Raw genomic sequence first — 11,938 nt, 5'->3', positions numbered from 1 at the left:
CGTGCGCCGACGTATTGCTGTTGTCTCCGCCCTGTCCGCCGCTATGTTCTCCCTGTTCGGGGCCGTCCCGGCGCTGGCCGCCGCGGACGCCGAGATCGACGTCCTGTGGGCCGTGCGCGTGGCCCGCGGCGCCGCGGTCGACGTGTCGTACGGGCTGAGCTGCCCGGCCGGCTACAACGCGACCGTCACCGTCACGCTCAACCAGGTGCGCAACGACGGGCTGCGCGCCAGCGGGACCGTCACCGAGGACGTGACCTGCACCGGCGCTCCGTTCCTGGAGATGGCCCGGGTCACCGCGAAGATCACCGGCGCGCCCTTCCAGCCGAGGAAGGCGACGCTGGCGATCCTGGCGACCGGCTGCGACGACCAGGACTGCTTCGCCGTGCCGGTCAACCAGGAGATCCAGGTGCAGAACCTCTGATCAGGGCTTGGCAAGCTCGCGGAGGGCGAGGGCTGTGCCGAGCACGGCGACCGTGCTCTGCCAGCCCTTGTCCTCCACCGAGTCCTCCAAGCCGGCCCGGTCGCGGGCCTGGCCCAGGCTCATCACCGTGAGCACGCCGTGCGCGACGGGGGTCTGCTCGTCGAGCGCGACCCGGGTCAGGCCCGCGGTCACCGAGTCGCAGACGTACTTGAAATGGTCGGTCTCGCCCTTGATCACCACGCCCAGTGCGACCACCGCGTCACACTTGCGGGCCAGCGCCTGCGCCACGACGGGCAGCTCGACCGAGCCCGCCACCCGCACCACCGTGACGTCCGTGACGCCGCACTCCTCGGCCGCCGCCCGCGCCCGCTCGATCATGTGATCGACCAGCTCGGAGTGCCAGCGTGAACCGACGATCCCGAGCCGTAGCCCGGCCGCGTCGACCGTCTCCAGATGCGGATCCCCGAACCCGGCCATGTGTCCCCCTCTGTGAAAACTCATCCTCGCCCGTACGGGGAAGGAATTCAGCCCAACGCCTCGAACAGGTGCCCCATGCGGTCGCGCTTGGTGCGCAGGTACCGCACGTTCTCGGGGTGCGGGCGCACGGGCAGCTCCTCCCGGCCGGTGATGGTCAGGCCGTAGCCCTCCAGCCCGGCGCGCTTGGCGGGGTTGTTGGTCAGCAACCGCATCGAGCGCACGCCCAGGTCGTACAGGATCTGCGCGCCGGTGCCGTAGTCGCGCGCGTCGGCCGGCAGGCCCAGCTCGAGGTTCGCGTCGACGGTGTCGAAACCGCGGTCCTGCAACTGGTACGCCTGCAGCTTGTGGAGCAGGCCGATCCCCCGGCCCTCGTGCCCACGCATGTAGAGCACCACGCCCCGGCCCGCCTCAGCCACCCGCTGCAGGGCGGCGTCGAGCTGCGGGCCGCAGTCGCAGCGCTGCGAGCCGAAGACGTCGCCGGTGAGGCACTCGGAGTGCACCCGCACCAGCACGTCCTCGCCGTCGCCCAGCTCGCCGAAGACCAGCGCCACGTGCTCACTGTCGTCGGTCAGCGAGCGGTAGCCGACCGCGGTGAACAGGCCGTGCTCGGTCGGCAGCCGGGTCTCGACCACCCGCTCGACCTGGGTCTCGCGGTGCCGGCGGTAGGCGATCAGCTCGGTGATGCTGATCAGTGTCAGGTCGTGCTCGATCGCGAACTTCTCGAGGTCGGGGCGGCGCTGCATGGTGCCGTCGTCGTTGACCATCTCGCACAGCGCCCCGGCGGGACGCAACCCGGCCAGCTCGGCCAGGTCGATGGCGGCCTCGGTGTGCCCGGCCCGGCGCAGCACCCCACCGGGCTTGGCACGCAGCGGCACGACGTGGCCGGGGCGGGAGAGATCCGACGGCTTGGTCTCCGCCGAGGCCAGCAGGCGGATCGTCCGGGCCCGGTCGGCGGCCGAGATGCCGGTCGTCACGCCCTCGCGAGCGTCGACGGTGACCGCGTACGCGGTGCCGCGCGCGTCCTGGTTGGTGTGGAACATCGGCGGGAGGTCGAGCCGGTCGGCCTCCTCCTCGGTGATCGGCACGCAGATGTAGCCCGAGGTGTAGCGGACCATGAACGCGACCAGCTCCGGCGTCGCCTTCTCGGCCGCGAAGATCAGATCACCCTCGTTCTCGCGGTCCTCGTTGTCGACCACGATCACCGCGCGTCCCGCCGCGATGTCCGCGATCGCCCGCTCGACCTGATCAAACATTGCGGCCTCCCAGCATCTTCTCCACGTACTTGGCGATCACGTCGACCTCGATGTTCACCGGCTCGCCCGGCTGCTTGCTGCCGAGCACGGTCAGCTTGGACGTGGTGGGGATCATCCCGATGCTGAACGTGTCGTCGTCGACGGCCATGACGGTCAGCGACACCCCGTCGACGGTGATCGAGCCCTTCTCGACCACGTACTTCGCCAGCTCGGCGGGGAGCGAGAAGCGGACGACCTCCCAGTCGGCGGCGGGCTCGCGGGCGATCACCCGGGCCACCCCGTCGACGTGGCCCTGCACCAGGTGACCGCCGAGGCGGCTGCCCAGCGCGGCGGCCCGCTCCAGGTTGACCTGGCTGCCCACCTCGAGCGCGCCCAGCGACGAGCGGCGCAGCGTCTCGCCCATGACGTCGGCGGTGAACACGCCGTCGACGTTGTCGATCACGGTGAGACAGACGCCGTTGACCGAGATCGAGTCGCCGTGCTGCGCGTCCTCGGTGACCAGCGGCCCCCGGACGGCCAGCACCGCGGAGTCGTCGGTGGTGTGCTCGAGGCGGACGATCTCGCCCAGTTCCTCGACGATGCCCGTGAACATCCGCTCTCCTTCGGTCTGTGCTCGCATCAGCTCTCCTTCATCCGGAGGGCCGCGGTGAAGCGCAGGTCGGGACCGATCTGCGCGATGTCCTTGAGGTCGAGCTCGATGGCGTCGGCGATGGTGGCGACCCCCGCGCCGACCAGGGCCGCCCGGCCCGAGCCGAGCAGCTTGGGCGCGACGTAACCGATAACCTGATCGACCAGCCCGGCGGCGAGGAAAGCGCCGGCCAGGGTGGGGCCGCCCTCCAGCAGCACCGAGCGGATGCCCCGGCCGAACAGCGCGGCCAGCAGCGCGTTCAGGTCGACGCGGCCGTCCGGGCCGGCGCCGAGCTCGCGGGTCGTGGCTATCCAGGTGAGCGCGGCGGCGTCCCTCACCCGCGCCTTTTCCGGCGTACGGCCGTCGGAGTCGACAACCACACGCAGCGGCTGCTTGATGGCGAGGGCGCCGTCCTTGAGATCGCGGACCGTGAGCTGCGGGTCGTCGGCGAGGACGGTGCCGACCCCGGCCACGATGGCGTCGACCGTGCCGCGCAGCACGTGCACGTCCGCGCGGGCGGGGGCCGAGGTGATCCACTGGCTGGTGCCGTCCTCGGCGGCCGAGCGCCCGTCCAGCGTGGCGGCGAACTTCCAGGTCACGTACGGGCGGCCGCGGCGCACTGCGGTCAGCCAGGCGACGTTGCCCTCGGTGGCCTCCAGGCGGCGCACGCCCGTCTCAACCTGCAGCCCGGCGGCGCGCATGGTGACCGCGCCCCCGGCGGCCACCGGGGTCGGGTCGTCGACGGCGATCACCACCCGCCGGATGCCCGCGTTGATCAGGGCGTGGCTGCAGGGGCCGGTGCGGCCGGTGTGGTTGCAGGGTTCGAGGGTGACGACGGCCGTGCCGCCCCGCGCGCGGTCGCCGGCCTGGGCCAAGGCGACGATCTCGGCGTGCGGGCCACCGGCGTACGCGTGGAAGCCCTCACCGACGATCTCGCCGTCGCTGCCGAGCAGGATGCAGCCGACCACCGGGTTGGGGCTCGTCGTGCCGAGGCCCCGGGCGGCCAGCGCGATCGCGCGGCGCATCGCCTCGTCCTCGGTCACCATCGGTGTCTTCCTCTCACGGCGCGGCACGGTCACGCGCTGTGCAAGGGGGAGGAAACGCCGGGAACCGGGCAGAAAGGTACGCTTCGCGCACCCCGGTCGTCGGCGAGCCTGCGTTCAGGCTGCGCCCACGGTCCGATTCCGCGCGCTGTCTCCCATCCGGACTGTCTGACCAGGATGCTGCCTGATCAACCGTCGGCCCTGGGTTCTCACCAGATCCACCGTCCGCCGTTGGGTAAACGACGTCCGGGTCGCGGGCTTACCGATCTCACGATCGGATCACCGCCGGTTCGGAATTTCACCGAGTCCCGCCAGCGCGTGGTGGGTCAACTCCGAGTTTTGCACGCCTACGAATTTTTGACACCCCTCAGGCGAGGCATCTCACACCCGTCTGGGGTGTATTGCCCTTGACCAGCACTTTCGCAGCAGCTCGTCCCGGCACCCCGCCCCTCGGCCGGGACCCGGACCGCTACTGCCGCCACCGCACCGCCTTCCCGTGCGGCGCGCACCACAGCGCCGTACGTCCGTGGCGTCCGTGCGTCCGTGCGTCCGTGGCGTGCGTCCGTCGTCCGTGCGTCCGTCGTCCGTGCGTCGTCCGTGCGTGCGTCGTGCTTCGTGCTTCGTGCTTCGTCAGGCTTCCTCGCCGTCGGCGCGCCTGCGGTCGATCGCCACGTACGAGCCGGGCTGGGACTTGGCGACCTTTTTCATCTCGGAGGCGACCGCGATCACCACACGTGGGTCGGTGAAGCGGCGGCCCTCGACCGTCGCCTGGGCCACCCCGATCGACAGGGTCACCAGGGCCGCCCTGTTCTTGTTGCCGCGGCGGTCGGGCACCTCGATGTAGCCGCGCTCGGCGTCCCGCTTGTCGTACAGCTGGTCGGCCGCCTGCTCGAAGTCGGTGACGGTGCGCTTGGTCAGCGGCAGCACCTGATCCGGCGTGCAGATGAAGACGAAGTCGTCGCCGCCGATGTGCCCGAGGAAGATCGACGGCGGCCCGACCGCGGTGACCGCGCGGTGCAGGCTGCGGGCGAGCGCCGTGATGAACTCGTCGCCCCGGTCGAAGCCGTACACGTCGTTGACGCTCTTGAACCTGTCGACGTCGATGTAGCCCACCGAGTACTCGCCGCCGAGCTTCATACGGTCGGCGATCTCGCGCCGTACCCGCGCGTTGCCGGGCAGTCCGGTCAGCGGCGAGACCTCGCGGAACTCCTTGTTGCGCCGCAGCGTCGAGGACACCCGGGCGATCAGTTCCGCCGTGTCGAACGGCTTGACCAGATAGTCGTCGACCCCGGCGGTCAGGCCCACCACCTTGTCGACGGTCATGCTCTTGGCGGTCAGCATGATCACCGGGAGGGCCGAGGTGAGCGGCTCGGCGCGCAACCGGCGGGTCAGCTCGACACCGTCCATGCGCGGCATCATCCAGTCGACCACGGCCAGGTCGGGCCGGTTGTTCTGCATCAGGTCGAGCGCTTCCTCGCCGTCGCGGGCGCGGATCACCTCGAACCCGTGGACCTTGAGGTTGAACTCGACGAAGCTGGCGATGTCCTGATCGTCGTCGACGACGAGGATCAGGTCGGGGCGGTCCTCGGGCTCGGGACCGAGCTCCTCCGGCTTGGGATCAGCGACCCCAGTGCTCATCCGACTCCTCCCGCTCCCGTGGCCGCTCCGGCCAGTGCGCGCAGCTTACGAATTGCCTCGGCCGGGTCCTGCGCGCCGTAGACCGCCGTGCCGGCCACGAAGGCGTCAGCGCCCGCCTCGGCGGCCTGTTCAATTGTGTCCGCCGCGATGCCGCCGTCCACCTCCAGCCGCACCTCGAGCTGACCGGCATCGATACGGCGGCGTACCTCGCGTACCTTGCCGAGCGTCTCGGGCAGGAATTTCTGGCCGCCGAACCCGGCCTTGATCGTCATGATCAGCACGGTGTCCACATGGGGCAGCAGATCGAGATAGGGCTCGACGGACGTGTCCCGGTCGATCGCCAGGCCGGCCTTGGCCCCCGCCGCACGCAGGGTTTTCGCCAGCGCGACCGGGTCGTCGGTGGCCTCGGCGTGGAAGGTGACGTTGTAGGCCCCGGCCTCGGCGTAACCCGGCGCCCAGCGCTCGGGATCCGTGATCATCAGATGCACGTCGAACGGGATGCTGGTCGCCTTGCGCAGACTCTGCACCACCGGAAGGCCAATTGTCAGATTGGGCACGAAGTGGTTGTCCATGACGTCGACATGCACCCAGTCGGCCGAACCCTCGATGGCGTGCACCTCGTCGGCGAGGCGGGCGAAATCGGCGGCGAGGATGCTGGGCGCGATGATCAGTGATGGCTCCACGGGACGAAGTCTATGGCCTCCGGAGCCTTCGCTCTTCCCGCCTGTGGATAACCCCGCTGCTGTGAACAGGGACAGCTTCGGTGGCGACAACCGATAGAGTGACGGCCCGTTCGAGAGCGAACGGGCCGCCACCTGCAAGCGGAAGATCCACTACCTCTGTCGCTAACTCGTCCTCCGGAGGACGGCCAGGAACATGGCGTCGGTGCCGTGGCGGTGCGGCCAGAGCTGCACCGTCGGACCCGAACCGAGACCCGGCATGCCCGGCGGCAGCAGCGGCCGCGCGTCCACGAAGTCGACCTCGACCCCGCTGCGGCGCGACCCCTCGGTCACGGTCACCTGGGTCTCGACCATGTGCGGCGAGCACGTCACATAGGCCACCACGCCGCCCGGCCGCACCGCCCGCAGGGCCGCGACCAGCAACTCCCGCTGCAGCTTGGTCAGCGGCGGCAGGTCGGCCGGCTGCCGGCGCCAGCGCGACTCGGGCCGCCGCCGCAACGAACCCAGCCCGGTGCACGGCGCGTCGACCAGCACCCTGTCGAACGACTCCTCGGGCAGGTCGGGATCGCGGCCCACCGACCGGCCGTCCATCGGCAGCACGGTCACCGGCATGCCCTCGGTGGCCTGCTCCACCAGCCGGGCCCGGTGCTCAGCGACCTCGACGGCGGTCACCTCGGCCCCGCGACCGGCGGCGATCGACCCGAGCAGGCCCGTCTTGCCGCCCGGCCCCGCGCAGAGGTCGAGCCAACGGGCGTCCTGCCCCTCGATCGGCGCTGCCAGCAACGCGGCCGCCACCAGCTGCGAGCCCTCGTCCTGCACGTGCGCGCGTCCCTCACGGATCGCGGCGAGTTCCCGCGGGGAGCCACCGTTCAGATAGACCGCGTACGGGGAAAAAGCGCCCGGCACGCCGCCCACCTCATCGGCGAGGTCGACCGCGTCGGCCCGCCCCGGACGCGCGCACAGGTGCACGACCGGCGGCTGGTTGTCCTCGATCAGCAACCGGGTGGTGTCGGCCAGATCGCCACCCAGCGCCTCGGAGAACGCCCTGATGATCCACTCGGGATGGTTGTGGTGCACCGCGAGGTTGCCGATCGGGTCGGTCTCGTAGTCGGGCGCGAGCCGTTCGAGCCACTTGTCCAGCGGCGTCTCGGCGATCGTGCGCATGACCGCGTTCGCGAACCCCGCCGCGCCGGGCGCGACCGAACGCACCAGGTCAACGGTCTGGTTGACGGCGGCGTGGGCGGGGACCCGGGTGTGCAGCAGCTGGTAGGCGCCCAGCCGCAGCGCGTCGCGGGCCGGCGGGTCGATCCGGGACACCTCGCGCCCGGCCGCGTCGGCCACGATCAGGTCGAGGGTGCCCAGCAGCCGCAACGTGCCGTAGGTCAGCTCGGTCGCGAACGCGGCATCCCGTCCGCTGAGCGCCATCCCCCGCAAGATCTCGGGCAACACCAGGTTCGCGTACGCGTCATCGCGGTGCACAGCCGCAATCGCCTCGTACGCGGCCTGCCGCGCCGGATCCGACGGTGGCCGCCCGCCCCGGGGCGCCCGGCCCGAACGCGCGTCCCGGTCGAACCCCGGACCACCAGGTCGCCGGGGGCGTCCCGACCCGTGCGGCCGCCCTGCCTTGTGCTCGGTCACTGAAGCTTCTCCCCCGGCTGGATGCGCAGGCCACGAGCCCAGTCGGTCGCCGCCATCGGCTTCTTGCCGGCGGCGCGGACCTCGCCCAGCGCCACCGGGGTGGTCGCCGTGCCGACGAGCACCTGCGTCCGCTCGACCAGCAGATCACCGGGCGCCAGCTCGGGGCCGTTGGCCACCGGCTTGACCGGGCCCAGCTTGAGCCGGTCGTCACGCAGGGTCGTCCACGCGCCCGGCGCCGGGGTGCACGCCCGGATCCGCCGGTCGACCGCGAACGCCGGGTCGCCCCAGCGGATACGCGCGTCCTCCACGGTCAGCTTGGGCGCGAGGGTGATGCCGTCGGCCGGCTGCGGGTGCGCGCGAGCCGTGCCGGCCTCGATCGCGTCGAGCACCGCGACAAGCAGCCCGGCCCCCTCGGTGGCGAGCCGTTCGAGCAGGTCACCAGAGGTGTCGGTGGGGCGGATGTCCTCGGTCAGCGTGCCGTAGACCGGGCCGGTGTCGAGGCCCGCCTCGAGCTCGAACACGCTCGCGCCGGTCACCTCGTCACCGTGCAGGACGGCGTGCTGCACGGGAGCGGCGCCGCGCCAGGCGGGCAGCAGCGAGAAGTGCAGGTTGACCCAGCCGTGCTTGGGGATCTCGAGGGCGCTCGGCGGCACCAGCGCGCCGTACGCCACGACGGGCACACAGTCGGGGGCGAGCGCGCGCAGACGCTCCTGGAACTCGGGCTCGCGCGGCCGCTCGGGCGTGAGCACGTCGATGCCCCGCTCGTCGGCCCAGGCGGCGGCGGGCGAGCGCACCAGGCGGCGGCCCCGTCCGGCTGGGGCGTCGGGCCGCGTGACCACGGCGAGCAACTCGTGCCCCGAGGCGGCGATCGCGTCGAGACTGGGCAGGGCCACTGCCGGCGTACCGGCGAAAACGAGGCGCAAACCGCTCACCGCCCCAGACCGAAGAGGCCACGACCGTGTGGGCTCTCCTTGATCGTCGGCGGCTTGCCCGCGTCGTACCAGTCCGCGGCGCGGATCTGCTTCATGGCGTCCTTCCGGGCGGCGGTGTCGAGCCGGTCGAGGAACAACACGCCGTCGAGATGATCGGTCTCGTGCTGGACGCAACGCGCCATCAGCCCCGTGCCGACGATCTGGATCGGGTCGCCGTGCTCGTTGAACCCGGCGGCCACGACGTTCTGCCGGCGCTTGGTGTCGATGTAGATGCCCGGGATCGACAGGCAGCCCTCCGGCCCGTCCTGCTCCTCGTCGTCGGGGAACGACAGCACCGGGTTGACGATGTGCCCGACCACGTCGTCCACGTCGAACGTGAACACGCGCAGCCCGACCCCGATCTGCGGAGCGGCCAGCCCGGCGCCGCCCTCGTCGAGCATGCTGTCGGTCAGATCCTTGACCAGGGTGCGCAGTTCCTTGTCGAAGTCGACGACGGGATCAGCCGGCGTCCGGAGCACCGGATCGCCGAACAGACGGATGGACTGGACGGTCACGCGGGCAGACTCCTGACATCTCGGCTCGGTACCCGACCAGTCTACGGAGTGCCCTGGCCCGGCCACGGGTCGCGTCACGCCCCAGCCGTGCTCCCGGTCACGCCGGCCCACCCACATCCCGTACGCCGTCCCGCCGGGAGACTGCATGACTGGCGTGACGATCCGCCCGAGCCGCCGCCCGCCGCGCCAACCCGCACCCTCCCACCACTCGCGCTCAGCCGGCTCCCCCTCCACCGCTTACGCCGCCCCCTTCCACCACGACACCCAACGGGCATCCCTTCGCAGCGCCGGCGAGTGGGAGCGAGCGGGATTGTCGGAGGGGGCGGGCAGAATGTTCGGCGATGGCGACAAAGGGTGGACGCAGCGAACGGGTGCCGGCCGAGAGGCTCCCCGTGGCACGCGTGTGTGTTGACGTGCCCCTGGCCCACCTCGATCGCCCGTTCGACTACTTGGTGCCGGCGGCCGACGACGAAGCGGCCCAGCCGGGGGTCCGGGTGCGGGTTCGCTTCGCCGGGCAGCTGATCAGCGGCTTCCTGCTCGAGCGGGCGGAGTCCTCGCCCCACGGCGGCAAGCTGGCCTATCTCGACCGGGTGGTCTCGCCCGAACGGGTCCTCGACCCCGAGATCGCCCGAGCCGCGCGGGCCGTGGCCGACCGTTACGCGGGCAACCTCTACGACGTCCTCCGGCTGGCCGTCCCGCCACGCCACGCCCGGGTCGAGGGCCAAGCCTCAAAAACCCCCGAATCACCCTCCGGCGACGAACCGGTTGAGGACACGACCGCGGAGGGCGAAGACGTCGCCCCTGCAAGCGCAGACGCTGCCCCTCTGAGCGCAGACGGCGCCACAGCGCAGGCGAACGGCAAACACACAGGGGCGGGGCAGGCCACAGACGCGGAGGCGGAACGCGCCGCACAAACAAGGGCAGAACAGGCCACAGACGCGGAGGCAGAGCGCGCTGCACAAACAAGGGCAGAGCAGGCCACACACGCGGCGCCTCAGCATGTCGCTCACGCCGGGGTGAAGAGTGCGGCACACGCGGCGCCGGCGGGCGGCACACCCGCGGGATTCGAGGGTGGGGCTGACCCGGCCGTGGGTGAGGGTTCCGACGGGTGGGGCAACTACGTCGCCGGGCGGGCTTTTCTTCGGGCGCTGGCCGAGGGGCGCAACGCGCGGGCGGTCTGGGCGGCGCTGCCCGGGGAGGAGTGGGCGAGCCGCATCGCCGAGGCCGCTGAGGCGACCGTGCGCGGCGGGCGCGGCGTGGTGATCGTGGTGGCCGACGCCCGCGACCTGGATCGGGTCGACCGGGCCCTGGGCCGGGCGCTGGGTCCGGGCCGGCACGTGGCGCTGAACGCGGCGCTGGGCCCGGCCGAGCGGTACAGGCGGTTCCTGGCGGCCAGCCGGCATCAGGTGCCCGTCGTGGCCGGCACGAGGGCTGCCATGTGGGCGCCGGTGGCCAAGCTCGGGCTTGTGGTGATCTGGGACGACGGCGACGACCTGCACGCCGAGCCGCGGTCGCCGTACCCGCACGCGCGGGAGGTGCTGCTGACCCGGGCCCAGCTGGCTGACTGTGCGGCGCTGGTGGGGGGATTCGCTCGTACGGGCGAGGGGCAGCTGCTGCTCGAAACCGGCTGGGCCCGTGAGATCAGCGCCGCCCGCGACGTGCTCCGCCGGCACGCGCCGGCCATCGCCCCCACCGGGGACGACCCGCAGATGGCCCGCGATCCCGCCGCGGCCACCGCCCGGTTGCCCAGCCTGGTGTGGGAGACCGCCCGGCAGGCCCTCAAAACGGGCGCTCCGGTGCTGGTCCAGGTGCCCCGGCGCGGCTACCTGCCGTCGATCGCGTGCAACGACTGCCGCACCCCCGCGCGCTGTCCACAATGCTCAGGTCCGCTGGGTCTGCACGGGGCCCGGGAGGTTCCCACCTGCCACTGGTGCGGCCGGGCCGCTGCCGCCTACGCGTGCCCGGCTTGCGGCGGCCGGCGGCTGCGCGCCTCGATCACCGGGGCCAAACGTACGGCCGAGGAACTGGGCCGTGCTTTTCCGGGCTCGCCCGTACGCACGTCGGGCCGTGACGAGATCCTCGACACAGTGCCGGCCGAGCCCGCCGTCGTGGTCGCCACGCCCGGCGCCGAGCCGGCGGCCGACGGCGGCTACGGCGCTGTCCTGCTGCTGGACGCGTGGGCCCTGCTGACCCGTTCCGACCTGCGCGCGGCCGAGGAGACGATGCGCCGCTGGCTGAACGCGGCCGCCCTGGCCCGGCCCGCGGCGGCCGGCGGGCGCGTCGTCGTGGTGGCCGACGGTTCGCTGGCCCCGGTGCAGGCCCTGATCCGCTGGGATCCAGCCTGGTTCGCCGCGCGCGAGCTGACCGAACGCCGCGAGCTGTCGTTCCCGCCAGCCTCCCGGATGGCCAGCGTCACCGGCAAGGCCGAGGCGGTGGCCGACTTCCTCGACATCGCCAAGCTGCCACCCGACACCGAACTGCTCGGCCCCGTCCCCGCCGCCGAGGAGCAGGAACGCATGCTGCTGCGGGTTCCCCGCTCCCAGCTGGCGCCGCTGGCACGGGCCCTGCACGAGGCGGCGGCGGTCCGCAGCGCCAAGAAGGCCCCGCTCACCGTCCGGATCGAGATCGACCCGTCCGCGCTGTTCTGAGACGCGACGACGCCACCGCCGCGGCG

The 11,938-nt window shown here is 72.1% G+C and carries 11 protein-coding genes and 1 riboswitch; of the genes, 2 read left to right on the top strand and 9 right to left on the bottom strand.

Annotated features, from left to right (window positions below; translation table 11 throughout):
* The first annotated feature begins 1 nt into the window (after nt 1).
* A complete protein-coding gene (locus tag C8E87_RS26690; protein ID WP_133875630.1) occupies nt 2-421 on the top strand; it encodes a hypothetical protein in 420 nt (139 codons plus the stop codon).
* Here C8E87_RS26690 and ribH read toward each other — a convergent pair whose 3' ends face one another.
* From ribH to def, 9 genes are all read right to left on the bottom strand, one after another.
* Nucleotides 422-898, bottom strand: a complete 477-nt coding sequence (gene ribH / locus C8E87_RS26685; RefSeq protein WP_133875629.1) for a 6,7-dimethyl-8-ribityllumazine synthase — start codon at nt 896-898, stop codon at nt 422-424.
* A gap of 47 nt (nt 899-945) precedes the next feature.
* Nucleotides 946-2,151 carry a bifunctional 3,4-dihydroxy-2-butanone-4-phosphate synthase/GTP cyclohydrolase II gene (locus C8E87_RS26680; protein ID WP_133875628.1) on the bottom strand — a complete coding sequence of 402 codons (1,206 nt, stop codon included), beginning with the start codon at nt 2,149-2,151 and terminating at the stop codon, nt 946-948.
* Nucleotides 2,144-2,743: a riboflavin synthase gene (locus C8E87_RS26675; RefSeq protein WP_133877102.1), complete on the bottom strand. Its 600-nt coding sequence runs from the start codon at nt 2,741-2,743 to the stop codon at nt 2,144-2,146. Before C8E87_RS26675 ends, C8E87_RS26680 begins: the two co-directional genes overlap by 8 nt.
* A 26-nt stretch (nt 2,744-2,769) precedes the next feature.
* Complete coding sequence (ribD, locus tag C8E87_RS26670) at nt 2,770-3,825, bottom strand: bifunctional diaminohydroxyphosphoribosylaminopyrimidine deaminase/5-amino-6-(5-phosphoribosylamino)uracil reductase RibD (RefSeq protein WP_133875627.1); 1,056 nt, start codon at nt 3,823-3,825, stop codon at nt 2,770-2,772.
* Between the two features lie 140 nt (nt 3,826-3,965).
* Nucleotides 3,966-4,142, bottom strand: a riboswitch (FMN riboswitch).
* Between the two features lie 310 nt (nt 4,143-4,452).
* Nucleotides 4,453-5,460 carry a GGDEF domain-containing response regulator gene (locus tag C8E87_RS26665; protein ID WP_133875626.1) on the bottom strand — a complete coding sequence of 336 codons (1,008 nt, stop codon included), beginning with the start codon at nt 5,458-5,460 and terminating at the stop codon, nt 4,453-4,455.
* The gene (gene rpe, locus C8E87_RS26660; protein ID WP_133875625.1) at nt 5,457-6,143 is read right to left on the bottom strand and encodes a ribulose-phosphate 3-epimerase; all 687 of its coding nucleotides are present in this window, start codon (nt 6,141-6,143) and stop codon (nt 5,457-5,459) included. Before rpe ends, C8E87_RS26665 begins: the two co-directional genes overlap by 4 nt.
* A 162-nt stretch (nt 6,144-6,305) precedes the next feature.
* Nucleotides 6,306-7,778, bottom strand: a complete 1,473-nt coding sequence (locus tag C8E87_RS26655; RefSeq protein WP_133875624.1) for an RsmB/NOP family class I SAM-dependent RNA methyltransferase — start codon at nt 7,776-7,778, stop codon at nt 6,306-6,308.
* On the bottom strand, nt 7,775-8,701 hold the full coding sequence (fmt, locus tag C8E87_RS26650) for a methionyl-tRNA formyltransferase (RefSeq protein ID WP_133877101.1): 927 nt from the start codon (nt 8,699-8,701) through the stop codon (nt 7,775-7,777). The genes C8E87_RS26655 and fmt overlap by 4 nt, the downstream gene beginning before the upstream one ends.
* 5 nt (nt 8,702-8,706) lie before the next feature.
* A complete protein-coding gene (gene def, locus C8E87_RS26645; protein ID WP_133875623.1) occupies nt 8,707-9,264 on the bottom strand; it encodes a peptide deformylase in 558 nt (185 codons plus the stop codon).
* A 341-nt stretch (nt 9,265-9,605) separates the two neighbouring features.
* Between def and C8E87_RS26640 the strand changes: the two genes are divergently transcribed.
* The gene (locus C8E87_RS26640; protein ID WP_133875622.1) at nt 9,606-11,912 is read left to right on the top strand and encodes a primosomal protein N' family DNA-binding protein; all 2,307 of its coding nucleotides are present in this window, start codon (nt 9,606-9,608) and stop codon (nt 11,910-11,912) included.
* Nucleotides 11,913-11,938 lie beyond the last annotated feature (26 nt).

It is taken from the genome of Paractinoplanes brasiliensis (assembly GCF_004362215.1).
Classification (GTDB): Bacteria; Actinomycetota; Actinomycetes; order Mycobacteriales; family Micromonosporaceae; genus Actinoplanes; species Actinoplanes brasiliensis.
Note: the sequence above shows the minus strand (reverse complement) of the source record. Positions and strands in the feature narration are given on the sequence as shown.

What these genes read in the sequence shown, in the direction of transcription:
- ribH (WP_133875629.1), bottom strand. Translation starts at nt 898, where the DNA reads ATGGCCGGGTTCGGGGATCCGCATCTGGAGACGGTCGACGCGGCCGGG.
- C8E87_RS26680 (WP_133875628.1), bottom strand. Translation starts at nt 2,151, where the DNA reads ATGTTTGATCAGGTCGAGCGGGCGATCGCGGACATCGCGGCGGGACGC.
- C8E87_RS26675 (WP_133877102.1), bottom strand. Translation starts at nt 2,743, where the DNA reads ATGTTCACGGGCATCGTCGAGGAACTGGGCGAGATCGTCCGCCTCGAG.
- ribD (WP_133875627.1), bottom strand. Translation starts at nt 3,825, where the DNA reads ATGGTGACCGAGGACGAGGCGATGCGCCGCGCGATCGCGCTGGCCGCC.
- C8E87_RS26665 (WP_133875626.1), bottom strand. Translation starts at nt 5,460, where the DNA reads ATGAGCACTGGGGTCGCTGATCCCAAGCCGGAGGAGCTCGGTCCCGAG.
- C8E87_RS26640 (WP_133875622.1), top strand. Translation starts at nt 9,606, where the DNA reads ATGGCGACAAAGGGTGGACGCAGCGAACGGGTGCCGGCCGAGAGGCTC.